At 55.3% G+C, this 25,051-nt stretch carries 20 protein-coding genes and 1 tRNA gene; 12 read left to right on the top strand and 9 right to left on the bottom strand.

Going from position 1 to position 25,051, the window contains the following annotated elements; genetic code table 11:
- Positions 1 to 27 precede the first annotated feature (27 nt).
- Together BUB22_RS03610 and BUB22_RS03615 are read left to right on the top strand one after the other, a co-directional pair.
- On the top strand, positions 28 to 1,722 hold the full coding sequence (locus tag BUB22_RS03610) for a sodium-dependent transporter (RefSeq protein ID WP_073113963.1): 1,695 nt from the start codon (positions 28 to 30) through the stop codon (positions 1,720 to 1,722).
- 153 nt (positions 1,723 to 1,875) lie between these two features.
- On the top strand, positions 1,876 to 2,376 hold the full coding sequence (locus tag BUB22_RS03615) for a RidA family protein (protein WP_072810611.1): 501 nt from the start codon (positions 1,876 to 1,878) through the stop codon (positions 2,374 to 2,376).
- A gap of 19 nt (positions 2,377 to 2,395) precedes the next feature.
- On the opposite strand, the gene BUB22_RS03620 is transcribed toward BUB22_RS03615, so the two are convergent.
- Positions 2,396 to 2,608 (bottom strand): hypothetical protein, encoded by a 213-nt coding sequence (locus BUB22_RS03620; RefSeq protein ID WP_139258695.1) that lies wholly within the window; start codon positions 2,606 to 2,608, stop codon positions 2,396 to 2,398.
- A gap of 57 nt (positions 2,609 to 2,665) precedes the next feature.
- On the opposite strand from BUB22_RS03620, the gene BUB22_RS03625 reads away from it, so the two are divergent.
- Complete coding sequence (locus BUB22_RS03625; RefSeq protein WP_073113964.1) at positions 2,666 to 3,064, top strand: hypothetical protein; 399 nt, start codon at positions 2,666 to 2,668, stop codon at positions 3,062 to 3,064.
- Here BUB22_RS03625 and lspA read toward each other — a convergent pair.
- The 3 genes from lspA to BUB22_RS03640 all read right to left on the bottom strand — a co-directional run bounded on the left by lspA (position 3,061) and on the right by BUB22_RS03640 (position 5,553).
- Positions 3,061 to 3,618 (bottom strand): signal peptidase II, encoded by a 558-nt coding sequence (gene lspA / locus BUB22_RS03630; RefSeq protein ID WP_073113965.1) that lies wholly within the window; start codon positions 3,616 to 3,618, stop codon positions 3,061 to 3,063. The two genes, BUB22_RS03625 and lspA, sit on opposite strands and share 4 nt — an antisense overlap.
- A gap of 61 nt (positions 3,619 to 3,679) precedes the next feature.
- The gene (locus BUB22_RS03635) at positions 3,680 to 4,804 is read right to left on the bottom strand and encodes a squalene/phytoene synthase family protein (RefSeq protein WP_073113966.1); all 1,125 of its coding nucleotides are present in this window, start codon (positions 4,802 to 4,804) and stop codon (positions 3,680 to 3,682) included.
- A gap of 170 nt (positions 4,805 to 4,974) precedes the next feature.
- Positions 4,975 to 5,553 (bottom strand): hypothetical protein, encoded by a 579-nt coding sequence (locus BUB22_RS03640; RefSeq protein ID WP_072810631.1) that lies wholly within the window; start codon positions 5,551 to 5,553, stop codon positions 4,975 to 4,977.
- A gap of 350 nt (positions 5,554 to 5,903) precedes the next feature.
- Here BUB22_RS03640 and dnaA point away from each other — a divergent pair, with 350 nt between their 5' ends.
- The 5 genes from dnaA to BUB22_RS03665 all read left to right on the top strand — a co-directional run bounded on the left by dnaA (position 5,904) and on the right by BUB22_RS03665 (position 11,558).
- The gene (dnaA, locus tag BUB22_RS03645; RefSeq protein WP_073113967.1) at positions 5,904 to 7,229 is read left to right on the top strand and encodes a chromosomal replication initiator protein DnaA; all 1,326 of its coding nucleotides are present in this window, start codon (positions 5,904 to 5,906) and stop codon (positions 7,227 to 7,229) included.
- A 104-nt stretch (positions 7,230 to 7,333) separates the two neighbouring features.
- Positions 7,334 to 8,032 carry a cysteine peptidase family C39 domain-containing protein gene (locus BUB22_RS03650; RefSeq protein WP_073113968.1) on the top strand — a complete coding sequence of 233 codons (699 nt, stop codon included), beginning with the start codon at positions 7,334 to 7,336 and terminating at the stop codon, positions 8,030 to 8,032.
- Positions 8,033 to 8,036: 4 nt separating this feature from the next.
- Positions 8,037 to 9,542 carry a RimK family protein gene (locus BUB22_RS03655; protein WP_073113969.1) on the top strand — a complete coding sequence of 502 codons (1,506 nt, stop codon included), beginning with the start codon at positions 8,037 to 8,039 and terminating at the stop codon, positions 9,540 to 9,542.
- Positions 9,543 to 9,651: 109 nt separating this feature from the next.
- A complete protein-coding gene (locus BUB22_RS03660) occupies positions 9,652 to 10,881 on the top strand; it encodes a glutamate-cysteine ligase family protein (protein ID WP_073113970.1) in 1,230 nt (409 codons plus the stop codon).
- The gene (locus tag BUB22_RS03665; RefSeq protein WP_073113971.1) at positions 10,881 to 11,558 is read left to right on the top strand and encodes an N-formylglutamate amidohydrolase; all 678 of its coding nucleotides are present in this window, start codon (positions 10,881 to 10,883) and stop codon (positions 11,556 to 11,558) included. The genes BUB22_RS03660 and BUB22_RS03665 overlap by 1 nt, the downstream gene beginning before the upstream one ends.
- An 11-nt stretch (positions 11,559 to 11,569) precedes the next feature.
- On the opposite strand, the gene BUB22_RS03670 is transcribed toward BUB22_RS03665, so the two are convergent.
- The 5 genes from BUB22_RS03670 to BUB22_RS03690 all read right to left on the bottom strand — a co-directional run bounded on the left by BUB22_RS03670 (position 11,570) and on the right by BUB22_RS03690 (position 20,743).
- Complete coding sequence (locus tag BUB22_RS03670; protein WP_083535356.1) at positions 11,570 to 12,454, bottom strand: toxin-antitoxin system YwqK family antitoxin; 885 nt, start codon at positions 12,452 to 12,454, stop codon at positions 11,570 to 11,572.
- Positions 12,455 to 12,469: 15 nt separating this feature from the next.
- Positions 12,470 to 14,713: a DUF6055 domain-containing protein gene (locus BUB22_RS03675; RefSeq protein ID WP_254794619.1), complete on the bottom strand. Its 2,244-nt coding sequence runs from the start codon at positions 14,711 to 14,713 to the stop codon at positions 12,470 to 12,472.
- Positions 14,714 to 14,849: 136 nt separating this feature from the next.
- Positions 14,850 to 15,740, bottom strand: a complete 891-nt coding sequence (locus BUB22_RS03680; protein WP_073113973.1) for a lipase chaperone — start codon at positions 15,738 to 15,740, stop codon at positions 14,850 to 14,852.
- 87 nt (positions 15,741 to 15,827) lie between these two features.
- Positions 15,828 to 19,256, bottom strand: coding sequence for an MFS transporter (locus BUB22_RS03685; RefSeq protein ID WP_073113974.1), 3,429 nt, complete (start codon positions 19,254 to 19,256; stop codon positions 15,828 to 15,830).
- A gap of 122 nt (positions 19,257 to 19,378) precedes the next feature.
- Complete coding sequence (locus BUB22_RS03690) at positions 19,379 to 20,743, bottom strand: aminopeptidase P family protein (RefSeq protein ID WP_073113975.1); 1,365 nt, start codon at positions 20,741 to 20,743, stop codon at positions 19,379 to 19,381.
- Between the two features lie 84 nt (positions 20,744 to 20,827).
- On the opposite strand from BUB22_RS03690, the gene BUB22_RS03695 reads away from it, so the two are divergent.
- The 4 genes from BUB22_RS03695 (at position 20,828) to BUB22_RS03710 (ending at position 24,978) form a co-directional block, all read left to right on the top strand.
- Positions 20,828 to 21,136, top strand: coding sequence for a hypothetical protein (locus tag BUB22_RS03695; RefSeq protein ID WP_072810647.1), 309 nt, complete (start codon positions 20,828 to 20,830; stop codon positions 21,134 to 21,136).
- 41 nt (positions 21,137 to 21,177) lie between these two features.
- Positions 21,178 to 22,092 (top strand): PhoH family protein, encoded by a 915-nt coding sequence (locus tag BUB22_RS03700; protein ID WP_083535358.1) that lies wholly within the window; start codon positions 21,178 to 21,180, stop codon positions 22,090 to 22,092.
- Positions 22,089 to 24,374 carry an HD family phosphohydrolase gene (locus BUB22_RS03705; protein ID WP_073113976.1) on the top strand — a complete coding sequence of 762 codons (2,286 nt, stop codon included), beginning with the start codon at positions 22,089 to 22,091 and terminating at the stop codon, positions 24,372 to 24,374. Before BUB22_RS03700 ends, BUB22_RS03705 begins: the two co-directional genes overlap by 4 nt.
- Positions 24,375 to 24,902: 528 nt before the next feature.
- Positions 24,903 to 24,978, top strand: a tRNA-Asp gene (locus tag BUB22_RS03710).
- Positions 24,979 to 25,051: the final 73 nt, after the last annotated feature.

The following is a 25,051-nucleotide window of genomic DNA, read 5'->3' on the forward strand; positions in this document are numbered from 1 at the left end:
CTTGATTACTAAACGGAGTGTATCGCAATGCAAGGCAATCGTGAAAACTGGGGTTCCAAGCTGGGCGTAATCCTCGCTGTCGCAGGTTCCGCCGTCGGGCTTGGCAACTTCTTGCGCTTCCCGGTGCAGGCGGCCACCAACGGTGGCGGCGCCTTTATCATCCCCTACCTCATCGCTTTCGTGTTTCTCGGGATTCCCCTCGCGTGGATGGAATGGAGCCTCGGGCGCTATGCGGGCAGCCACAACTACGGCACCGCCCCGAGCACGTTCCACATCATTTTCCACAAGAAGAAGGGCTGGGCCAAGCATCTCGGGTCCATCGGACTCTTGCCGCCCATCTTCATCGTGTTCTACTACGTGTTCATCCAGTCGTGGATTCTCGCGTTCGCATTCTATTCGCTCAACGGCACCCTCATGGAGAAGGTCGCCCTCGGGCCCGAGGCGGTCACCCAGTTCTTCAGCGACTTCATCATGCTCAAGACCTGCGTGGGCCCCGTTCCCGTAGCCCTCATATTCTTCCTCATCACGTTCGCCTGCAACATGGGAGTGCTCTCGTTCGGCGTGCGCAAGGGTATCGAGCGCGCAAACAAGATATGCATGCCCATCCTCCTTATCATGGGTCTCATTCTCGTAGCACGCGTGCTCACGCTCGACGGTATCGGCAAGGGTCTCGCCTTCATGTGGAACCCGAACCTTTCCGAACTCGCCAGCCCCAAGGTATGGATGGCGGCAGCAGGCCAGGTGTTCTTCACCATGAGCCTCGGCATGGGCATCATCTTCTGCTACGCAAGCTACCTCAAGCCCAAGGAAGACCTCACGCTTTCCTCGCTTACCGCTAGCGCCACGAACGGCTTTGCCGAAATCATCATCGGCGGTACGGTCGTCATCCCGATAGCCGTGCTTATCGCGGGCGCGGACATCGAGCAGTGCGCAAAGCTCGGCACCTTCGGCCTCGGCTTCCAGACCATGCCCTACGTGTTCGGCACGCTCCCGCTCGGAGGCCTGTTGCAGACCATCTGGTTCGCGATGCTATTCTTTGCGGGCATCACGAGTGCAATTTCAATCATCCAGCCGCTCATCAGCTTCTGCGAAGACGACCTCAAGTTCTCCCGCAAAAAGTCCGTGGCGACCATCAGCACCATCACGTTTATCGGCAGCCTCACCGCCATCTTCGGGCTTGCCGCAGGTACGGTCGACGAACTCGACTTCTGGGGCGGCACCTTCCTGCTCGTGGTGTTCGGGGCCATCCAGGCCATCATGTTCAGTTTCGTGCTCGGGCGCCGCAAGGCGGTCATCTCGAACGAATCGTTCTACCAGGGCGAAGACACCATCGGCGACCCGAACGAGAACGTCGCCTTCGGTCTCATGAACGTGGGTGCAAAGCTAAAGCTCCCCCGCTTCTTCAGGCCCATCATCCAGTACGTTTGCCCGGCATACCTCATCATCCTGCTCATCTCGTTCACGTTTACAGACGGCCTCCCGATTATCACGCTCAGCAACATCGCCGACACGGCGAAGGTCACCTTCCTCGGTATGGAATTCCCGCAGAAGGGCTTCACCTGGGCGTTCCGCGGGTTCCTGCTGCTCGTCATCGTGCTCCTGAACGTCGCCATCGCATACGCATGGCGCAAGGGCGGCACCGCAGAACAGGGCCGTAACGCAGGCATACAGAAGATGCCTATGGGCAATTCCGACGAAACCGAAACACAGAAGGAGGCATAACATGGATGCAGAATTCACCACCAGCGGACTCGTTTTTATGCTCTCGTCCTGGGCGGCCATCATTGGACTGTGCGTATTTTGCTTTGTCAAGGTGTTCAAGAACAAGTAGGCAATAATTTTTGTTATCTTGTACACGAATAACAGGAGAATTTTATGGATATCAAGAAGAAAGTCGAAGAACTGGCGCTCACCCTACCCGAATGCCCCGCACCGCTTGCCGCATACGTGCCCGCGACGCGCTTCGGCAACGTGATTGCAGTATCGGGCCAGCTCCCTTCCGTGAAGGGGGATTTTTCCGCCTATTGCGGCACAGTCCCGAACGAACTTTCCATTGAAAAGGCTACCGAAGCCGCCCGCATCTGCCTCCTGAACAACATCGCCGCCGCCATGACAAAACTCGAACACGGCGAGACCCTCAAACTCGTGCAGATGCAGGGCTTTGTGCAGTCCGCCGCGGACTTCCACGAGCAGCCCGCTATCCTCAACGGCGCAAGCGAACTCGCAGTCCAGATTCTCGGTGAAAACGGGAAGCACGCCCGTACCGCCGTCGGCGTGAGCGCACTCCCGAAAAACGCCGCTGTCGAAATCAGCTGCACATTCGAGGTCGTCCCCGAAGAGGTTCGCTTTACCGGGCGCATGAACTGGATTGGCTAGGCTTGCCTGCTATCCGCGCCTAGTTCATGTCGAGCGCGGATAGCTTGTCCTGCATTTTCTTGTTTTCTTTCTGGAGAGAATCGACCTGGACCTGCAGAGCCTGTATCTGGCCCTCAAGTTCTACTTTCTTCGATTCGAGCAGGCGGATTTCGTTCTCCACTTCGGGATTAGAGCAGGCGAAACACAAAAAGGTCGCGATAATTGCCAATAAAATAACATTTAACCTTGTCATGTCCAAAATTTAATTATAAATATGGGACAAGAAGAACAATCTGCGGAAAAAGGTATTATGATTAACAAGGTCTGGGAATGGTTTAACGCTCAAGGCTACAAGGGCTCCATATCGGTTTGCGATCCGAAGGCGCTCAGGCTTTCGACTGAACCCGCATTTTCCTGCAAGGCGAACACCCCCGACGACGACACCTTTATCTACGAGCAAATCTTCGAAATCGACCCCGACTACCGGGTTGCAGCCATCATCAAGGAAGCAGCCGGAATCCCCGCCCGCGAGTGGCTGCCCGACGGCGCACAGGAACCCGCAGAAATTTCCTTCGAAGGCACACCCGACCAGATACAGGGGCGCATCGACGACGCCATTCTCGAAGGCCTCGCCCACAAAAAAAATCTCCGGATCAGGGAATCCGGAGCAATCGTGAAATTCGGGTATAAGATCGAAGATCTTTTCTAGGACTTAGCCTGTTCCTTTTCTTCCTTAATTTGTTTGTGAATCTCTTTCAGGATAAACGGTGAAAGAATCACGATGGTGACACCTACCGTGACGAAGGAATCCGCGACGTTGAACGTCGGGAAGCGCGTCATGATAAAGTCGGGCAAGTCGCAGTCGATAAAGTCCACGACCATCTGGAGGCGCATGCGGTCGATGAAGTTGCCAATCGCACCGCCGAGAATCATCACCACGCCAAGGCGGCTCATCCAGTCGCGCTTGTCGATATTTTTGTAGAACCAGCCCATCACTACGACGGCGACAAGCGATATCAATATAAAGAAAACGGTCGGCGAAAGGAACGGCATCAGGTCTTGCGGGCGGCTGCTGAACGCGGCACCCTTGTTGAACACCAGCTGGAAGCGCAGGAATTCGCCGAGGATGTTTATCACGTCATGGTTCGGCGCGCCGGTCTCGTTCGTGAACCGGGCAAGCGCCCACAGTTTCGTGAGCTGGTCTGCCACAATGCTAAAAACGATTACGGCAATATGGAACGGCCATTTGTTGTAGAACTTCATACGTTGCCTTATACTCTTAATTTCACAGGGAGATCCTTCGACTTCGTGCTACGCACTCCGCTCAGGATGACATCACCCCTTTTTTCAATTGCAAATAGGTTTTCTCAATCCAGCGGTCGGAATAGAAATGCATCGACGTGGACTTCACGATACGCTTCACCGTATCGCGGGTAATCTTCATCTTCTTGTCGGCAGCAAACAGGCCCGAGCCGTCGCCGATAAGCTTCATGTTCTCTGCTGCCATAAAGAGCGGCCACAGGCAGAAGAGTCGGGTGCGCATCTTCACGTTCGGCACGAGCTTCGTGTACGCGATGGCATCGTCCAGGTGCCCCCACGCCTTCTTCACGAGTTCTTCCATCACGGCGGCACGGCGTGCCTCGAAATCGGCCCGCACCTCGTCCGCTACCCCTACCGGCAGGTTGAACATGTCGTAGGAATGCTCGAAGCCGTGGCGGCGGCAGATTTCCTCGGGCACGAAGCACACCCTGCGGGTCGAATCCTCCATGCAGTCCTTCACGATGTTCGCCACCTGGAGCGCAAGCCCGAAACTCACGTCAAGTTTTTGCATCTCGGCCTTGCGCGCATCGCCAATCAGGCAGGTATCGGCCGCAAACAGGTTCGTGAGCAGCTTCCCGACAATGCCTGCAACGTAATAGCAGTACTCGTCCAGGTCGGCAACGCTCTCGAGCGTGAACCAGCCGGAAAAGAGCGCGGCCTCCTGCCTAAGCGCAAACTTCGCCATGCCATGACACATCTCGATAGTCACGGCGCGCACCGGGGCGGCATAGACCTCGGGCAGTTCCTTCAGGAGAGGCACTACCACGTGCGTATGCAGGCACAGGTTCATGTACGGGTGATCGGACTTGCGCCAGCTTTCGGGCAGGGCATCTTCGAACGCAGCAATCGCCCCATCGGGCAAATCGGCGGTCCTAAAAATGTCGGCGAATTTCCCGAGCAGCACCTCCTTCTCGGAGGCCTTCATGTCGGGGTCGTCTTCCACCGTATCGGCTATGCGCAGGTACAGGTACGCAAGCAGGATGCTCCTGTGGAGCCGTCCCTTGAGCACATTGATATTGAGCGCGAACGTACGCGAAACGTGCAGCAGGATTTCCTCGGCGTAAAGCCACGCCTTCTTGCCTTCGAGCACATCCTCGCCCATTCCAAGTGAATCAAGTATATTCGCCATTTTCTAGTTACTAGTTATTAGTTGTTAGTCATTAGTTATTAGTTGAAGTCAGGCGGCATTACCGCAAAAAAAAACTAATGACCATTGACTAATGACTATTGACCTTGTACATAAAGTTATAAAATCCTAATCACCCTTTTGTCCGTCACCCTTCGACATTCGCGCCAAAACTAGTACATCGTCTCGGCGTAGACATCGGGCGGAATCTTCTTCGTTTTCGCCATCGCCCTCACGTACTTCCAAAAGCGCCTGTGTTCCTGCGCGTGGCGGAGCTTCTTGTTGTAACTCCAGATAGTACGGTTGTGGATATCGGGCTCGCTCATGAACGTGCCCTTGCTTTCCGTCTCATAGCGCACCTTGCGGTATTCCAAGAAATATGCGGAGGTGAACATCGCGGCAATCCGGCCCATCGCAATACTGTAGAGCACTGCGGCCAGAATCATCGCCGGGGCAATCGCCACAAGGCCGTAGACCGGCTCGCAAATGCCGAACCTGCGGAACAGCCAACAGACGCTCACCGAGAGCGCGACCGAGGCAACGAGCGAGAACACGAAATTCAGCAGGCGGAGTTTCGCCTTACGGGAATGGATTTCGGCGGACGAGCCCGAGACATACGCCCATCTTTGCCCCTTCTTGACCATCTTATGCATAAAAAGCGGGTACGAGAAACGCCAGAACCAAAAATAGAGAGCCACCCACAGCAAAAGGGGCAGCCATATCACGTAATCAAGTTTATCAAGGTATTCCATACGGGCTCAAATATAGAAATTTCGGCAAAAAACAAGGCCCAAAACAGGCTGGCAGAGAACCGGGCCAAAACCGCCGGCGCGTGCCAAAACAGCCCGTTAGTTTGTACAAAATGCCGTCTTTCGGGGAGTTTCCAGGCCCGGAAGGCGGGTCGAGCAGCCCACCGCACGCCGGAATTCATAACTTACGGTGTATCAAGGACTTACGGTGCCGGTCCGACCTCGAAAAAGGCCTTTTTCAGGGTCACCTCGCTAGACTTATCAACATCAAAGCATTTTTTTATAAATTTAGAGTCCAACTGTTGATAGATTTTCGTGTCCCGGAAACTGCCGGACAAGGGATAGAACGCGTTATGCAAGTCGAATGGGAAAGATGCCTGAACTACCTGCGCGGAATGCTCTCCGATTCCGTCTATAAGACTTATTTCGCCCAGACCAAGATGGTAAACCAGACCACCGGTCACGCCGTCATTTCGGTGCAGCCCGGACTGGATACTAAGGTCTATGCCGCCTACAAGGAACTCATCAAGCTTGGCTGGAAAGAGGCCACGCACAGCGAGACCCCCATGGAATTCGAGTTCCAGCCGCAGGAAGTTGCCCCGAAGGCAAATACCGAGACTGACAACACCTTCAGGGATTTCCTCAAGCCGAGCGTGCCTCTCTCGCCCAGTTTCCGCTTCGAGAATTTTGTGCCCGGCGACAAGGCGCAGCTCGCGTTCAATGCGGCAATCGCTGTCGCAAAGAATCCCGACGGCACGCAGTACAACCCGCTGTTCATCTACGGTTCCTCGGGCCTCGGCAAGACTCACCTGCTGCAGGCCATCGGCAACTACGTGCTCGAGGAAGACCCGAACAAGCGCGTGTGCTACCTTACCAGCGAAGACTTTTCACAGCAGTACATGAAGTGCCTGCGCGACGGTCGCGTGACCGAGATGAGCGACTTCTACCGTAACGAGGTCGACATCCTCCTCATTGACGATATCCAGAACTGGACCGGCAAATACGAGACGCAGAACGAGTTCTTCCTCATATTCAACGCGCTGCACCAGGCCGGCAAGCAGATCGTGCTTACCTCCGATGCGCCCGCGGGCGAAGTGAAGAACCTCTCCGACCGCCTCGTGAGCCGCTTCTCCTGGGGCCTTACTGTGGACATCCAGCCGCCCGACGTGGAAACCCGCGAAGCCATTCTCCACAAGAAGGCCGAAGAACGCCACCTCGAGATTAGCGACGAGGTGCTGCACTTCCTCGCCGAAAAGATTGCAAGCAACGTGCGCTGCCTCGAAAGCGCCATCATCAAGCTCACGCTGCAGTCGAGCCTGATGAACCACGATATCGACATGAGCATCGCGCAGAAGGTCGCGGCAGAAATCGCCCCGACTCTCCGCCGCCGCGTAAGCCTCGACGCCGTTCTCCACACGGTATCGCAGCACTACGAGGTTCCCGAGGCCAAACTCACAGAACCCGGCCGCGGCACCAAGGAAATTTCCAAGGCCCGCCAAGTCGCGATGTACCTCATGCGCGAATGTTCCTCCATCAGCCTGCAGAGCATCGGCTCTCGCTTCGGCGGCAAGGACCACTCCACCGTGGTTCACGCCATCAAGAGCGTCAAGAAGGAGATGGAAACGGACGCCGCATTCGCACGCCTTATCGAAGGCCTCAAGAACGCCATCCACGACTAATTTTTATATTTGACATACCCATCGACGACCCGGGAAAACATCCCGACAGCCGCCAGACGAGAACGGATAAACCTCCGGCTTAAAAGGCATATAAAGGCAATACGATGGACATCAAGATTCTGCAGCAGCCCGACGACGTAACGTGCGGGCCCACCAGCCTCCAGGCGGTCTACAACCACCTCGGCTACAAGATTTCTTTAAAGCAGCTCATTTCTGAAATTGAATTTTTGGAAGACGGCGGAACGCTCGGCGTGTTCCTCGGCATCGATGCCCTGAAGCGCGGGTTCAAGGTCACGCTACATTCGTACAACCTCACGCTCCTGGACCCCACGTGGAGCACGCTCAGCATGCCCGAACTGAAGGCGAAGCTGGAACTCCTGCACAAGGCAAAGCACGCTCCCAAACTCCGGAAAGCAATAGAGGCGTACATCCGCTTTATCGACCTGGGCGGAAAGGTTGCGTTCGAGGACTTGCGCTCCGCCATGTTCGAGAAATACTTCAAGAAGGGCGTACCCGTGCTCTGCGGGCTTTCGGCCACCTACCTGTACCGCAGCATGCGGGAATTCACCGGCAAGGACGACAAGTCCGTATTCGACGACATCCACGGCGAGCCCATGGGGCATTTCGTCGTGGTGTACGGCATCGACGAAAAGAAACAGTTCATGGTGGCCGACCCCGACGGCACCAATCCGTTACACAAGACGCCTTACTACAAGGTGGACAAGTTCCGCCTGCTCCACAGCATTTTGCTCGGCGTCATGACCTACGACGGCAACGTGCTTGTTATAGAGAATAAGAAATAGGATCATGAAAAAGTTAATCGTTGTAAACAATCCCAAGCACTGGAAGTTACACGTTCCGGGCATAGACATCATCTCGGCGCAGGACTACCTGATTTCGAGCAAGTACACGAACGAGCGCAACCTGCGCGTATTCAACCTCTGCCGCGATTACAGTTACCAGAGCAAGGGCTACTACGTGTCGCTTTTGGCCGAGGCCCGCGGGCACAAGGTTATCCCGGGCGTCAAGAACATGCGCGACTTCAAGGCCCCGGCCGTAATCAAGCACATCTCCGACGAAATCGACAACCTTATCCAAAAAAGCCTGCACAAGCTCACCGGCACGGAATTCGTGCTCTCGATTTACTTTGGGCAGAACGTGAGCCCGCAATACCTGGAACTTTCGCAGGAACTCTACCGCCTGTTCCAGGCCCCGCTCCTGCGCGCGAAATTCGTGTTCAAGCAGAAGTGGTTCATCCAGAGCATCCGCCCGATTTGCGTGGACGAGATTCCCGAATCGCACATGGAATTCGTGGACAAGTTCGCGCAGGAATACTTCGAGAAGACCCGCTATGCCTCCAGCAAGGAAGAGGATTACCTGTACGACCTCGCCATCCTCACGAACCCGGACGAAGTGGAGCCGCCGAGCAACGCGGAAGCCATACAGCACTTTGTGAAGGCGGCAGAAGATACGGGATTCCGCGTGGAGATGATTACCCGCAAGGATTACCCGCGCGTGGGCGAATTCGACGCGCTGTTTATCCGCGAGACGACAAACGTGAACCACTACACCTACAGTTTTGCACGCCGTGCACAGTCGCTGGGCATCGCCGTCATCGACGACCCGGACAGCATATTGCGCTGCTCCAACAAGGTGTACCTGCAAGAACTGATGCAGGCGGCAAAAATCCATTCACCGAAGACGATTATCGCGCACGCCGAAAACCGCCACACGCTCGCCAAGGAAATCGGGTTCCCGATGGTCATCAAGTCGCCGGATTCGAGTTTTTCGATGGGCGTGAAGAAGGCGAACAACAAAGAAGAACTGGAACAGATTCTCGACGAGATGTTCGAGCACAGCGACCTGCTTATTGCGCAGGAATTCACGCCGACGGAATTCGACTGGCGCGTGGGCGTACTCGACGGCAAGCCGCTTTACGCCTGCAAGTACCACATGGCGAAGGGCCACTGGCAAATCTACAACTGGGAAAGCGACGACAAGCAGAGCGAATCCTTCTCGGGCAAGTGCGAAAGCATCCCTATAGAGATGGTGCCGCACGGAATCGTGAAGACCGCCCTCAAGATTTGTAGCCTTATTGGCAACGGGCTCTATGGTGTCGACCTTAAGGAATGGCACGGGCACCCGATTGTAATCGAGGTGAACGACAACCCGAGTATCGACGCGGGCATCGAAGATGGCGTGGGCAAGAGCAAAGTTTACCTTGCCGTCATGAGATCGCTGCGCCACCGCATCGAGGAACGCATGAACGCCGCACAACACAAACTGCAAATGCACGAGAAGGAATGGTTCTAAAATTCCGGATAAAAAAATCATATAAAAGGTCAATAGTCATTAGTCAATGGTCATTGGCTTTTTATAATCGCGGCTTCGCCGCCTAACTTTAACTAACAACTAATGACTAATGACTAATTACAAACTTTGGCAGCGTTACGGCATCGAGATGGAATACATGATCGTGGACAGGAACACGCTCGATGTGCTCCCGCGTGCCGACGTGGCCCTCGGAAAAGACAAGAACGGCGAGCAGCTCTCTGACGTGGAACACGGCCCCATCGGGCTTTCAAACGAACTCGTGAGCCACGTGCTGGAATTCAAGTGCGCAGAACCTGTCGACAGCCTCAAGCATTTGGGCAAGACCTTCCATCACGAAATCGTGAAGGCGAACGAAACACTCAAGAGCATCAACGCGATGCTTTTGCCCACGGCGGCACACCCCTTTATGGACCCCGCCGTAATGCAGCTCTGGCCCTACGACTGCCTCGACATCTATCAGGCATACGACCGCATTTTCAACTGCAAGGGGCACGGCTGGGCGAACCTGCAATCCACCCACATCAACCTCTCTTTCCACGGCGATGAGGAATTCGGCAAATTGCACGCAGCCATCCGCGCATTGCTCCCGCTGATTCCCGCAGTAGCGGCCTCCAGCCCGTTTTTGGACAGCAAATACTGCGGTTACATGGACGGGAGAATCGAGACCTACCGCCACAACCAGGAGAAAATCCCGAGCATCACGGGCAAAGTGATTCCCGAAGCGGTCTTTACCTACAAGGATTACGAGGAACAAATTTTTAACAAAGTAAAGGCCGATATCGCACCGTACGATCCCGACCACCTGCTGAACCACTTCTTCTTGAATAGCCGCGGGGCCATCGCCCGTTTTGACCGTGGGGCTATTGAAATCCGTCTGGTCGACATTCAGGAATGCCCCGATGCAGACATCGCGATTGCCGAATGGGAAGTCGCCGTATTGAAAGGTCTTGTGGAAGGCAAATTTGCGAATGGGTCGCAAATTCGCACCCTCGATACGGACGCCCTCGCGAAAATTCTGCTCGCCACCACGCGTTTTGCCGAAAAGACGGTAATAAACGACCGTGATTTCCTGAATGTCTGGAACATTGACGCGAGCGAAATCACCGCAGGCGAACTCGTACAACGCATCACGGAGAAAGTCCGCAGCAAGATTTCCGACCACTCGCAGGCACTGCTCGCTAGCATGCTCAAGCGCGGCACGCTCGCCAGCGCCCTCGTGAAGAACATCGGTGCAGACCCCGACCGGGATGACTTCGTGTACGAATACGGCCGTCTCGCCCACTGCCTTGCGGAGAACAGACTGTACGGAATTGATTGATGAAACAAGACGCGCGCGAAATCCTTATCCTCACTTGCGAGCATGCGAGCAACAAGTTACCCGCAGCGTTCAAGAAAACTGTTCCCGCCGAAGTCCTGGAGACGCACCGCGCCTACGATATCGGAGCGTGCGCAGTATTCAGCAAGCTGGTGAAGTTCGCGAAGCCCGAATTCCACTGCGAAGGGAAATTTTCGCGTCTGTTCGTCGACCTGAACCGCACCATCACCAACAAGAGCGCATTCAGCGATTACTATAAACAACTCGAAAAAAGCGACCCCGCGACCGCCGCAAAAGTAAAGGCCCAAGCCTCCGCCTACTGGACGGAATACCGCGAGAACATCGAAAAGTTTGTCTCTAAAAACATAGGGTCGCTTCGACAGGCTCAGCGACCTGAAGCGGCCATCGTTCACCTCGGCATCCACAGCTTTACGCCCGTACTGAACGGCAAGACCCGCAATGCCGATATCGGAATCCTGTACGACCCGAGCCGCCCCACAGAATGCGCACTTGCGCAGGTCATCAAGGACGAAATCAAGCGCCTTTACCCGCAGATGACGGTGCGTTTCAACTACCCGTACAAGGGCACCTCCGACGGGCTCACCACCACACTGCGCAAAAAATTTGGCCCGCAATACGCAGGCCTTGAAATTGAAATCAACCAGAAGTTTTTCCTGTAGCTTGCTCAACGCTACATTTCTTCGTCAGTACTTATCCTTTCCGAGGATATTTCCACTCCATCCTCGTATTTCTGTTTTGCCCAAATTCGCCCTTTTTCATCGTAATACTTTTTTATGCCGTGCGATTTCCCATTCCTATAGGGTTCCTCGTAAATCTTTCGACCCGATCCATCATATTCTATTTCATTTCCATGACGCCCCCCATTTTTAAAGTCCGTCACCTTAAATTTCTTTCCAGTTGGATAATACCAAATATCGGTTCCATCACGTTTACCTTGTTTAAACTGTATTTTCTGTGCCAATTTTCCGTTGGGATGATACGTTTTTAAGATGCGCACATAAGCGGGAACAACAATAGCTCTATCACGAATATTCAAATCGGTAACATAAATTCCCTTTTTTGCATTTTCAGGCTTTAAATCGTCTGAAATAATTTCATAGACGGAATCAACGGGGCAACCATTTTCCTTAATTAACTTTTTCAGTGCGCTTATATTTTGCGACAAGACTGAATTACTCCGCACCACAGTTTCATTCATTCCCATACTATAATCGTCGAAATAAACAATAGAATCAGGATTTCCGCACCAGTTAAGGGCCCAACCGGAATCCATCAAATCCTTGTGACGGGATTCCAGAAAAATTCCACCGGGATCGCACCCGCACAACCCAGCCAGTTCTAACTTTTGAAACCCGTTATTGATTTTTCTCGCATACAGGGAATCATCAATGGAAGCAAACAATTCCTCCATCTGCGGATTTTTTCTCAAATCGAGGGCATTGAGGAAAATGGCACAACCGCCTTCGCACGCTGAGCGGCCATCGCAAGAATACGAAAGCGAAAACGCTCCCAACAAAAAGGCAAAAAACTTTACAAGCGTTCCTGATTTTATCATCAGGATAAATATAAATTAATATGATTTGCCGCTCACGCGGTAGCGGTACTCGCGTCCGTTTTTCTTGACGCGGACAAACAGGGACTGTTCCTTCGAATCGAAGTAGAGTCGTGGTTTCTGCGAATCCACAGCACGCTTGCCCGTAAGAACCGGGTTAACCGTCGTCGAATCGTCCCCGGGGCCTACCGACGTAGAATCGTCGGCTACGGTGTACCACTGCGCATTCTCGATACTTGCGGTCGCGTCGGTCGGGGGCGTCGTGAGGTTCGCGCCGTAGTTCGCATTGTTCAGCATGCCGTCGTCGACCATGCCGTAGAACACGCCCTTCGTAAGTTCCTTCGTGAAGTTGTTCTCGAGGTCGCCGCGAAGCTGGGCCGTGCCGGAAAGTTTCTTGCCGTTTACCGCCCACATCACGCCATAGACCTGCGCGTAGTCCGTCACGGTGGTGTTCACGATAATCGAAATCGCTCCCACCTTCGCGTGCCCGCTGATGGTACCGCTCACGAGCCAGGCGTCTTCTTCGAGCACGGCATCGTCGGAGATTGTACCCGCGGTTACGAGCGCACGCCCGCGGACAGTCGCGTTCCCGCTAATTGTCCCGCCGTTAACGACCGCGAAATCCTCGATTCGCGCGTTCCCACTAATCGTTCCGCCGTTCACGACCGCGTCGGGGCCCACGTACACGCTCGCATCGACCTTCGCCTTGCTGCTCACGAGGCCACCGCCGTTGCTATGCTGCTTGTAGCCGCTCGCATTCGAAGGCTTCCAGAAATCCTTGTTGTAGCCTTCGGGAGCGCCGTTTACGACTTCGATCATGTACGGGTAGCGATAGATGCTGTAGTAGAACTGGTCCCAGAGAATCGTCTGCATCTCGGTCGGGGTCGCCGTGACAGCCAGCCATAAGGCCTTGTCGTTAGCCTTCGTCTCGATTTCCAGATTGAATCCCGTGCCATGCTTCATCTCGCTGTAACGCGGCGTGCCATCGCTGCCTTCCGCCACAAGGCCGACAGTCCAGCCCGAAGCCGGGTCCGGCAACGCATCCGGCGCGTAGTTGCACCACCTGTACGTCTTGCCCATGTAGTAATCCGTATTGTCGCCAAAACAGGTGTAACCGTTCACGGTCGGCTTGTCCTGCACGATTCCGCGGAACTTGACCGTCACCTTCCCCGCCTTTTCGGGGTAGATGCGCACCAGGTTGTAACCCCAACGCTGCGGAGCCCAATAGCTTGGCGAAATGTAACGGTCCGCGCACGCCTCGCTAGCATTCCCGCCAACAGCCTCGCCCGCCGCACATTCCATCTTGTTCAGCATGGTCACGCGCGGGTGCCTGCGGTAATTGTCGCCCCAGCCCGAAGCCTCGCGCCTCGTCGCAAATTCGTAATCGCCCCAGGACTTCTTGTACAACGCCTTTTTCGCGGGCGTATATTCGAGCGTCGCGTTCTTCATCGCGAACTTGCCAAACTGCTGGTTCAGGCTATCGAGCGACCAGCCGTAAACCTTCATCATGGCCGTAAACGGGGTCTGTTCCATGCGGCCGGCTTCCCCATCGCGGATGGATTCCATCCATATACGGTTCACCTCGTGCGCGCCCTTGTTGCCGCCGCCGAATTCCTCCTTGAGGTGTTCGAAGAACTGCCAGTTGCAGTAACGGTCACGCGTAGAGCCGTAGTAGAGGAACGGGTAGTTGATAAGGTATTCCGCGCAGTGGGCGTCGTTCGGGTTGTACTGGTGCGCCATCCAGTTTGCGTGGCATTCTGCAAACCAGCCCGAATGGCTGTTGTTGCCCATCCAGCCCGCCACTCCCTGCAGGCCGTGCGCAAACTCGTGCGATGTACCCCAGTAATCCTTCAGCGAGCCCACGCCAATCCACATACCGGGCCCGTATTCGCCATTCAGGCCCTTCACGTAGTCCTGCCCGCCGTAGAGCGCCGCCATCACGGAGTTGTCGAACACGTAGATGTTGCTCTTGAGTTTTTTATCGGGGCTACTCGGGAACGGGAGCATCCATCCGAGCGAATCGATGTAGAACGAGAACACCTTCTCGAGCGACTGAAGCACGCCCTGCGCATCCGCCGTAGGGATAGACACGTTGTTCGCCTGCCCGTCATCCGTCTTGGGCTTCTTGCAGACCTCAAAATGCTCCGATTCGGCAATCAACGTAAAGCCGTTGCTTGCGCACTGGTTTACCCACTCGATGGCCGCGGCGTTCGAAACCAACCCTGCCACGGCAAACCCAACCAACATCCTGTTCAATTTCATTGCGTACTCCAATTAATACCGCACAAAAATTCCGACACACCCGCGCCGGTTAATACTGAATTTATCCTTTTTTGCGCAAAAAAAGAAGGGCTCCGGAATATACCGGGCCCAAAAGCGTGTAAAATCCGTGCAGAAACTACTGGTTGCGCCCCAGTTTCTTGAAGTCGGGGGTCAGTTTCGCGCAGGCACTGTCCTTCGGGGCACTGCGGTACAGCACGAGTTCCTTCTCGAAGAACCCCTTCGTAGAGGCGCTCACGCTCCACTTGCTCCCCGCGGGGCAATTTTCCAGCAGGACCTTCGAAACCGCAGTAAAGCGGCCGCCCGTTACCTTGTAGTCAAAAGCGCTTGTCGATAGCGAGTCGGGAATCTGCAGGGCCGCCGCATTGCCAACCGCCTTGCTCTTCGCGTAAAACGCCTTCTGGGCTTCCATGTACTCGACGGCCTTCTGCTGCATTTCCGCGATGGAATCGGAAACCGACGCAGCCTTCACCGTCTCGTGGCAGCTACGCACTGCAAAAAAGGCAACCACGACCGCCACCACGACAGCAACCGGCAGGGCAATCTTCTTGAGCGGGACATTCCCCACCTTCGCAATGACTTCGCGCAGGGATTCGCCCGACTCTTCCGGGGCGGCCTCGCCCGTTTCCCACTTGAGCAGCCTGAGCGCCACAAGGACATGCACGAACTGCTTGGGCAGGGCAAGCCCCAGCGCCGCGATTACAAGCAGGACAATCGCTATCACCATGAATACGGCCAGGGCGCTTTCGGCAGACGGAAGCAAGCCCTGAACCTCCTTAAGGAGCGAAAGAAGCTGTTTGTCCTCGGCAAAGTTCTGCGAGGCGAAACGCCCGGTGAAGTTGTTGTAGCGGGCAAGCCCGAGCTTTACACCGTCGGTAGCCATCACGAGTACTGCCGAGAGGGCGCGTTCAATAAACAGGAACACCATGCCCACAAGCGCAATCACGCAGGCAATCAGCCGCGCCGTCCGTACCGGAGTCAAACCCGTATTTTTCTGTCCTTCAGTCATAGGCTATTACTTGTGTGCGGTGTGGAGTGTGGAGTGTGAGGTGTGTAATTAGTAATTAGTCATTCCTCATTACACACTACACATTGGTCACTTTGCTCCCGCCAGTTCTTTCGCGAGTTTCTTAGCTGTGGTAAAGTCAGCCTTTCCGGTACCGAGCTTCGGAACCTTCTCCACCGCATACGCCACCGCAGGCAGCATAATCGGGGGGAATCCGCTTGCGCGCAGTTCCGAAAGTACGTCCTTCGGGTCCTTATCGCCCTGGTAGAGGAGCACAATCTTCTCGCCCTTCGCGGAATCCGGAATGGAGGTCACCACGTAGTCGCAGCCCTCGAGCACCGGCGTATCCTGGATTTTCTTTTCCACGGCTCCGAGGCTCACCATCTCGCCACCGAGCTTGGCAAATCGGCTGTAGCGGTCCACAATCGTGAGGAAGCCATCTTCGTCGAGGAAGCCCTTGTCGCCCGTACGGTAGTAGCGCTTGCCGTTAATCATCGTAATCACGCTCTTGGTGCGTTCCTCGTCCTTGAGGTAGCCGACCATCACCTGGCAGCCACCGATGAGGATCATACCCGCCTCGCCCGTAGGCAGCGGCTCGTTCGTATCGGGGTCCACAATCAGGAACTGCGAGCCCGGGAGCGCCATACCCACCGTGCCCGGCTTGTTGTTCACCTGCATGGTCATGTAGTCACTGTGCAAATTGTTCTCGGTATTGATACTTGCCACCGGGGCGGTCTCGGTACAGCCGTAGCCCTCGTAGATTTCCTTACCGAACTTGAGGCGGAACGCAGTAGCAAGTTCGGGGCGCAGGGCTTCGGCACCGGCGATAATCAGGCGCACGTACTTGAGTGCCATCGGGTGCACGTAGCGGCTAATCGTAAATGCACGCAAGAACGTCGGGGTCGCCACGAACGCAGTCACACGGAATTCCGCACAAACTCGCGCCATCGTCTTCACGTCGGTCGGGTCGGCCACGGTTACAATCGGGCAGCCTTCCGTGAGGTTCAAAAGAGTAGTCACCGTAAGGCCAAAGCTATGGAACAGCGGGAGTTCCGAAAGCATCACGTCGGCGCGGGTCACGTTGAAAATACAGGCGAGCTGCTGGATGTTGCCCATGAGGTTCCTGTGGCTCAGCATCACGCCCTTCGGGGTTCCCTCAGAACCCGAACTGAACATGATGGCCGCGATATCGTCGAGCTTCACGCGCTTGCGGAAGCAGAACTTGATAAGCCAGCACGGTGCAATAATGCAGAAGACCAGGTAGAACGCAATCTTTGCCTTCGGGATGACCTTCATGAAGTCTTCCGCATAGAAAATGCGGAGCTTGTCGCTTGCAATCTGCGAGTAGTCGTTCCCGCGCATCTTGAGCTTTTCCACGAACTGCCTGCTCGTAATCACCGTTTTCACGTCGGCGCGGGCGGCACAGAACTTTACGTTGTCCACAGAGGAGGTGTAGTTCAGGTTCACGTTCGTCTTGCCCAGGAGCCAGAGAGCGAGGTTCACGATGACGCCTGCCGGAGAAGGCGGCAACATGATGCCCACGTTCTTCTCGTCGGGGCCAAGAATCTTCTTCAGGTGCCTGCTGAATGCGATAACCGCGCCCATCAGCTTGAAGCCGGAGAAGTGCCCGCCATCGGGATTGTATATGGCAGGGCCGTGCTTCACGTACTTCTTGTAGGTGCGAATCCAGCTGTCGCCGATAGGCTTCACGAACGAGACCGCATAGTTCCAGGCGCTTATGGAAATGTTGCGGATGATGGTGCGGACCTCGTTTGCCGGTGTAGTTGCGGGAATGGACTCGCCAAATGCGACGGTCACGGTACGTTCCGCAGAAGCGCCGTACATGTCGGAACCGCTATAACTGTAGTTGGAGCCCCACAGGCCCTGGATGTAGAACGGCACGACCTGAGCGTCGGTGCCCTCTACCGCCTTCGAGTAGTCGATGCTGAACGGTTCAACGTGCGGGGAACGGGCCACCTCGCCCGTCGGGAAAATCACCACCGCGTGGCCCGCCATGAGCTTCTCGTGAATCTTCTTCATGGCGTCTTCGGGATGGCGGTTATCGATACGGATGCTCCCCAAGCGCTTGAGCATGGAGCGCAGGTACCACTTCTCGAAATGGTCCTTGTTGCTAGCGATGCACAGCGGGCGCGGGCAGGCCATCTGCACCATAGCCCAGTCAATAAAGCTGTGGTGGTTACCGACCAGGAGTACCGGACCGTCGTTCGGGATATTGCCCACGTTGAGCACGCGAATCTTGTAACGGCTAAACACCAGACGCAACAGCGAGCGGACAAGCGCCTGCGGAAGGTTCAGAATGGACCAGTAGAACACGCCCACCGAAATGAGCGCGAGGCCGATAAAGTAATACGACGGTTCAAGAGACGTGTAGCGGACCAGCGAGGAATAGATGAACAGGAACACCACGAGCACAAGGGCCTGTATCATGTTCGCGAGCGCAATGACCCAGCCCGAATTGTTGGGGCGGGTGTTGTACTGCAAGAGCGCATTCACCGGAACAAGGAACATGCCGCCGAAGATACCGATTGCCGTGTAGAGGATGGAGAGCGCCACCGGATGCACGAAGAACGGGATAAGGAACATACAGAGCGATGCGCCAATCATGCCAAGCGGCACAAAGCCCGTCTCGATAAAATCCTTCGAGTTATGCGCCGCAATGATGGACCCCACCACGAGGCCCACGACGGCAAACGCGAGGTAGTTCTGCATGGTGTTGACCGTCTGCGAACCCGAAACATCCTGGAACACAAGCAGAAACACCTGGGCAAGAGCCCAGAACATCGAGAGAGCGATAATGGAGGCACGGAGCGTGCGGTGACGCCAGCCAAAGCTCAGGCGGCGGCGGGCAACGGAGAACTTGATGTTCTTGTCGTTGTACTTGACCTTCGGGATAAGGAAACTAGCGACCGTACCGAGCACGCTCACCGTAACGAGAATCCAGGGAATCACGACAGACTTCGAAATAATGACCCCGACAGCCTCGTAGCGCACGAGCGCCTGAAGGTCGATAAGGTTCACGCCAACGATGGCAAGCCAGCTCGAGGCGATTATGCCAATCAGGGAGAAAATCTGCAGGAAAGCGTTCGCGTAACTCAGGTTATGGACGCCGAACATCTCGCGGATAATGGCGTACTTTGCAGCACTGTGGACGGCAAATCCCGAAGACAGGCCAATGGCAAGCCAGAAGGCGACACGCGGGCAGTCGCAGGTCACAAGCACCGCCTGCGCCGTCACAAACAGGGTCATAAAGAGCGAGGACCACGCAAGCACCTTGTTCTTGGAGAACCGGCTCGTGAAGAACCCCGCCGGCCAGATCATCAGCACGAAGGGCGCAACGAAGAAAATCTGGAGCATGAACGTCTGCCAGGTCTGGCCGCTCTCCGCATTGGAAAATGAACCCGAGAGGATTTTCTGGGCATAGATAAACACGCCCATCTGCACAAATGCCGTTGCTAGAATTGATAAAAAGTAACGGACGGAGCCTTTAGCTTTCCACATTTTTAATTCCCTGTATGTCAGCCTTATTAATTAAGACTGCCCCAAATCTAGAAAAGTAGCCTGCACTTTCTAAAAAGGGCACTAAAAGTCAGGTAAGAAAAACACGCGGGAGGGGCCCCAGCTCACTTCATCAATTTCTCAATTTCCTTGATTTCCCTGGGAATCGCGGTAGAGATGTTCTCGAAGCCGTTCTTCGTGATGAGCAGGTCGTCCTCGATGCGGATGCCAATCTTCTCGCGATAGCGCTTGCCGCCTATCGTGGCCTCGAATTCGCCATAAAGCCCCGGCTCGCACGAAATGAGCATGCCCGGCTCGAGGACGCTATCCAGCGAACGCGACCCCGGAGCCCCCTCGTGAATCTGCTCGCCAATAAAGTGGCTCACTCCATGCGGGCGCTTGTCGTAGAGCAGCTTGAACTTGCCCCTGGCTCCCTTCACCAGGCGGGTATCAAGTTCGCGCATAATGTATTCCCACGGGATTCCGCCGATTTCCCGCAGGCTTACGCCGGGCCTTACCGCCTTCTGGTACTCGCGGGCGGAATCGAGCACAATCTGGTAGAGCATCGCCTGCAGCGGGTCAAACCTGCCCGACGCGGGAATCGTGCGGGATATATCGCTATGGAGGGTACCGTACCGCACGCCGAAATCCAGGAGAATCAACTCCCCCTTGTTAATTTGTTCATCATTCTTCACGTAATGCAGGCAACAGGCGTTCGCGCCACCCGCACATATCGTCGGGAAGGCAAGGTCACCGTCACCGCGCATCTGCATCTCGTAGTTGAGCGTCAGGTACAGTTCCCGCTCGTTCTGCATGCGTTTTACCTTCGGGAGTACCGCCCGGAAGGCCGCATCCGTTGCCACCTGCGTCACGCGGGCATCGGCAATGCGTTCCGGCCCGAGCACGAGCCTGTCTTTCCAGTGCAGTTCGGCAACGGACCGCAACTTCATCGAAAACCTCGACATGAAACGCCCGTACTTGCGGTAGAACCTGTCATTATGGTCGCCCTGGAGCGTATCGAAATAGAGCGCGTAGGCAAAGCCCGTCTTCGCGTACTTCTTGCACAGTTTTTCGAGTACGGCATCGAATTCCTCGACCGGCCGCACGTCCCTGATTCCCGTCAGTCTCGCGACATCGCTGTCCTTTTCCAGATACCCGAGGCGCTTGCCCACCCAGAATTCCTTGAACGGGTCCTTGCGCGGCACAAACAGGGTTTCCGACTTGCTTTTCGGGTCCAGCACCAGGTAACAGCCCGCCTGGTTTATACCCGTAAGGTAGAGGAACGAAGGTTCCTGCACAAAGCGGGTCCATGTCTCGGTAAAAGCCTCCTCGCTCCCCGGATCGCGGGGCATACCCGCAAAAATGCAGAAGGAATCGAGATTTTTGAGCATAAACTGCCGCCTGCGGGCATAAACGGCCCTGGAATCATAGTCCGGCGACGAAATAAACACCTGGGAATATGTTTTTTTGAGGTTTTTGAGCGTTTGCATGTATAAAATTTACCTTTTTTACACTTTTTTCTCCATAAATTATATACATTTTAGGCATCACAGACTAGAATGGAGCCTGAACAAATGTCTCTTACAAAAAAATGGAAACTTATCCTTGCCTCTCTTTCTTTTGCACTCTTGACCGCCTGTGCCGGTTCTTCCGGTGGTAGCGACGATAGCAGCTACGATGACGGTGACGATGCCGCCGCAGTCGAAGGCGGCAGCAGCAGCAAGAAGGCTGCAGCCCCCAAGGAAGTCATTGACGAAAACAAGCTGAAGAAGACCGAAGACGAAGCCATGGCCGCTACCGAAGAAAACCATAAGCTCCGCAAGGAAATCTTCGACGCCAAGAACAAGCTCGGTATTCCTGTGGAACGTCCCGACGCCGAGTAGGCAACTTGGAACATTATTCCATATCAGATAACCTGAAGCGAATGATTTCAGGTGAAAACGAAGCGGTTTTCCGGTTACTGGAGAGCCGTTTTTGCGTTGAAATACAGAGCAGGCTTCCCGGACTCACCGTTGTCGGGGGCAAGGATGCCGATATCCAGGGCCTATTTGCCATTCTTGACCAATTAAAGGTGGTCGCGCGCAACGGAGATATCCTCACCGCAGCCGAGGTGGAGCGCCTCTTAGGCGGCCCCCAGCCCCAGAACGTGCACGAACTGGACGGCATCCCGACCGAACCCATCATCCGCAACCGGTTCGGTGTCGCGATTGCACCCAAGACACGCTCGCAGGTCGAACTGGTGAAGGCGGTCGCAAAAAACGACGTCATCTTCGCGAAGGGGCCCGCCGGTACCGGCAAGACGTTCCTTGCGGTGGCGCTCGCTGTCGCAAGCCTCGAGAACCGCGAAGCCGAACGCATCTGCCTGGTCCGCCCGGCAGTCGAGGCGGGCGAAACCCTCGGGTTCCTGCCCGGCGACCTCAAGGAAAAGATTGCCCCCTACCTCCGCCCCATCCAGGACAGCCTCTCCGAACTCCTGCCGGCAGAAAAACTCCGCCGCTACGAGGAATCTGGCGCAATCGAAGTGGCCCCGCTCGCCTACATGCGCGGGCGCACGCTCAAGCGGGCATTCATCATCCTCGACGAGGCGCAGAACACGACCGTCGCGCAGATGAAGATGTTCCTCACACGCCTCGGGCCGCACAGCAAGGCAATCATAACGGGCGACACCTCGCAGGTCGACCTCGCGAAGGGCGAAGAATCCGGCCTCAAGCACGCCATGCGCATACTTTCGGGCATACACGGAATCGCGCAGATTACCTTTGGCGCGACCGACGTGCTGCGCCACCCGCTCGTGAAAGACATTCTCCTCGCCTACGAACAAAAGGAAAAGAGAAAATGAAAAAGAAGCAGAAAAGGTTACACCTCGTTATCGGGTGGGTGCTCATAACGGCGCTCGCCATCTTCCTTTTCCCCGACAAGAACATCGCCCTGCAGGCAGAACACCCGCACCTCGGCCAGCTGAGCACACGCACCATCGTCTCGACGCTCAAGTTCGACATTCCCAAGTCCAAGCAGGAAATCGAAGCCGAGCGCCAGCGCGCCGAAGAGAAGGTGAGTGCCATCTTCGGGTACAACACCGACGAGACGAACCGCATCAGCGAAGACCTCAAGCAGTACCTGCAGAAGCTCGCCCAGTACGGCAACCTGCAGGCCCAGATTAGCGCGATCGGCGCAAACAGCGAGAACGGAGACTCCCTGCAGAGGAAGGTGCAGCAGGCTAGCCGCATCTACGAGACCCTCAAGCAGCGCGTGTCCGTCACCGCGATCCGCCCGCTCAGCCAGAACTCGAAGGCGCGCGACTCGCTCCTCGCCATTTTCAACCGCATGCTCGAGAAGGGCGTTTCCAACACTCTCATCGCAAAGACCGAAACCGAAGTCCAGCTTTTCAGCAACAACTATAACCTGCAGAACACGAAGGCGCTCATCTACAACAAGCCCACGGTATCGCTCATCAAGGATAGCGAAGAGAACACGCTCGAAGTGAGCGAAATCCAGCCCATCCAGCGCCGCATCGAAGAGGCGTTCAGCCAGCTGCAGCGCGCCTTCCCCACCGAACAGGGCCTGCAGAGCGCATTCTACGAAGTCTTGTACGTATTTACGCTCCCCAACGTGTTCTACCTCGAAAAGGAGACGCTCGCCCGCAAACAGGAGGCCCGCAACAAGGTCACGCTCATCAAGGGCATGGTCCCGCGCGGAGTCGAAATCGTCACGCAGGGTACCCCCGTCACCAAGGAAGTCCTCGAAAAGCTCGAGGCGTTCCAGCAGGCCCAACAGAAAGAAGAAAACGCACGCACGCTTACGGCCCCCTATGGCCAGATGCTCGTATTCTTCATCATCATTACCGTGCTGTTCTGCTTCTTCGCGTTCTCCACGGCCACCAAGTCGCTGCGCACCCCGCGCCAGCTCTGGAGCCTTATGGCGCTCATCGCCCTCCAGCTCGCCGTCTACTGGCTCATGCACAACTTCTCGGGCAACCTCAACAAGCTCGAAATGATGCCGCTCCCCGAGGGCATTGACTTCATGTGGATGTACCCGTTCGCCCTCACGCCCGTTATAGCGATGGTGCTCTACGAACAGCGCGTGGGTATCGCCTTCAGTGCATTCTCGTCCATCATCTTCGGCATCCTGAACGGCTACGACCTCGCCGCGACGGTCGCCGTGTTCTGCGTGCTTTCCATCCTCACCTCCCCGCTCATACGCATCCGTTACCGCATCCAGTTCATCTGGTCCATCATCGCGGGTATCGTGGGGCTTGCAGGCGCAATATGCGTCATGTTCCTGCTGCGTAACCGCATGGGTGTCATCCCCTTCTACCAGACGCTTATCGCGGGCTCCGTGAACATCATGATTTGCACGGCAATCGCCTCGGTGTTCTTTATCCACCTCATCGAGCGCATCTTCGGCATCACCACCGTCCTCACGCTCATGGAAATGTCCGACTTCAACAGGCCTGCGCTCAAGCGCATCTCCGAACTTGCGCCGGGCACGTTCCACCACAGCATCCAGGTTTCTAACCTTGCCGAGAAGGTTGCCGAAAGCATCGGCGCCGACGCGCTCCTAGTGCGCGTCATGGCGCTCTACCACGATATAGGCAAGACGACGCGCCCCGAGTACTTTACCGAAAACCAGAAGCAGGGAATCAACCCGCACGACGACAACAGGCCGGAATACTCAGCCTCCATCATCGTCGGGCACGTGGAAAACGGCGCGATGCTTGCAAAGGAATACAAGCTGCCCGACATCGTTACCGCAGGCATCCGCGAGCACCACGGTACAACGCTCATACAGTACTTCTACTACAAGGCTGTCGAACAGGCCAAGGCCGAAGGCAAGACCGTCGACGAATCCAAGTTCCGCTACAACGGGCCCAAGCCGCAGACCAAGGAAACGGCAATCCTCATGCTCGCCGACATCATCGAGGCGACAAGCCGCTCCATGACCGACCAGAGCCCAGAGGCCATTGCCGACATGATCCACAAGACCATCCACGGCAGGTTCGACGAGGGGCAGTTCAGCGAGTGCGACCTCTCCATCAGGGAACTCTTCAAGCTCGAAAAGGAATTCCTGCACAGCCTGGACGGCACGTTCCATACGCGTGTCAAGTACCCCGGCCAGAAGTGACACTGTCGTTAGACAGTGTCATCCAGAACCCTGGAGACCATTAGGACGACAGGGCGAAGGATCCAGACCCAAAAAAACAGAAATCAGTCCAAAATGGGTACCAAATTACCTCTAATCGAACCATTTGGTACCCAAAATTTTAGTTTATACACAACCCGTCATACGATATTCAATTGCATTTGAGCATAATTCGACCGCAAGTGGGTACCAAAACAGACAAAAAACACATTTTAGTACCCATCCGGAGCCATTTTGCACACATTTTACCCTTCTCTGCGTTCCTAAACAATTACTTTGTTCTAAAAAATGGGTACCAAAACGAACAAAACAACCCCATTTGGTACCCATTTTTAAAGATTATTGCCAAAGCCCAGTATCGGCACGGGTTACGTACTATTTTGGATATCCCAATGGCACATTAGCCAAAATTCCATTTATTTTTTAGAAAAAGACAAAAATCCACTTGACAAGAAGCAATATCATTTGTATATTTGGCTCGTTGACTGATTTATCGGTCAAAACCACTCTGGGGTGGTAGCTCAATTTTGGTTAGAGCACCGGCCTGTCACGCCGGAGGTTGCGAGTTCAAGCCTCGTCTATCCCGCGATAAAACCCTCTCGAAAGAGAGGGTTTTTCGTTTATTCCCCATTCCCGTCATCATCTCCCCCACACATAAT

This window comes from Fibrobacter sp. UWCM, from assembly GCF_900129735.1.
In the GTDB taxonomy this organism is placed as follows: Bacteria; Fibrobacterota; Fibrobacteria; order Fibrobacterales; family Fibrobacteraceae; genus Fibrobacter.

Coding starts and splice junctions, on each gene's coding strand:
- BUB22_RS03660 (WP_073113970.1), top strand. CDS start 9,652: ATGACTAATTACAAACTTTGGCAGCGTTACGGCATCGAGATGGAATAC.
- BUB22_RS03620 (WP_139258695.1), bottom strand. CDS start 2,608: ATGACAAGGTTAAATGTTATTTTATTGGCAATTATCGCGACCTTTTTG.
- BUB22_RS03675 (WP_254794619.1), bottom strand. CDS start 14,713: ATGAAATTGAACAGGATGTTGGTTGGGTTTGCCGTGGCAGGGTTGGTT.
- BUB22_RS03610 (WP_073113963.1), top strand. CDS start 28: ATGCAAGGCAATCGTGAAAACTGGGGTTCCAAGCTGGGCGTAATCCTC.
- BUB22_RS03680 (WP_073113973.1), bottom strand. CDS start 15,740: ATGACTGAAGGACAGAAAAATACGGGTTTGACTCCGGTACGGACGGCG.
- BUB22_RS03705 (WP_073113976.1), top strand. CDS start 22,089: ATGAAAAAGAAGCAGAAAAGGTTACACCTCGTTATCGGGTGGGTGCTC.
- BUB22_RS03640 (WP_072810631.1), bottom strand. CDS start 5,553: ATGGAATACCTTGATAAACTTGATTACGTGATATGGCTGCCCCTTTTG.
- BUB22_RS03655 (WP_073113969.1), top strand. CDS start 8,037: ATGAAAAAGTTAATCGTTGTAAACAATCCCAAGCACTGGAAGTTACAC.
- BUB22_RS03665 (WP_073113971.1), top strand. CDS start 10,881: ATGAAACAAGACGCGCGCGAAATCCTTATCCTCACTTGCGAGCATGCG.
- BUB22_RS03685 (WP_073113974.1), bottom strand. CDS start 19,256: ATGTGGAAAGCTAAAGGCTCCGTCCGTTACTTTTTATCAATTCTAGCA.
- BUB22_RS03635 (WP_073113966.1), bottom strand. CDS start 4,804: ATGGCGAATATACTTGATTCACTTGGAATGGGCGAGGATGTGCTCGAA.
- BUB22_RS03650 (WP_073113968.1), top strand. CDS start 7,334: ATGGACATCAAGATTCTGCAGCAGCCCGACGACGTAACGTGCGGGCCC.
- BUB22_RS03700 (WP_083535358.1), top strand. CDS start 21,178: ATGATTTCAGGTGAAAACGAAGCGGTTTTCCGGTTACTGGAGAGCCGT.
- BUB22_RS03615 (WP_072810611.1), top strand. CDS start 1,876: ATGGATATCAAGAAGAAAGTCGAAGAACTGGCGCTCACCCTACCCGAA.
- BUB22_RS03695 (WP_072810647.1), top strand. CDS start 20,828: ATGTCTCTTACAAAAAAATGGAAACTTATCCTTGCCTCTCTTTCTTTT.
- BUB22_RS03670 (WP_083535356.1), bottom strand. CDS start 12,454: ATGATAAAATCAGGAACGCTTGTAAAGTTTTTTGCCTTTTTGTTGGGA.
- BUB22_RS03625 (WP_073113964.1), top strand. CDS start 2,666: ATGATTAACAAGGTCTGGGAATGGTTTAACGCTCAAGGCTACAAGGGC.
- lspA (WP_073113965.1), bottom strand. CDS start 3,618: ATGAAGTTCTACAACAAATGGCCGTTCCATATTGCCGTAATCGTTTTT.
- BUB22_RS03690 (WP_073113975.1), bottom strand. CDS start 20,743: ATGCAAACGCTCAAAAACCTCAAAAAAACATATTCCCAGGTGTTTATT.
- dnaA (WP_073113967.1), top strand. CDS start 5,904: ATGCAAGTCGAATGGGAAAGATGCCTGAACTACCTGCGCGGAATGCTC.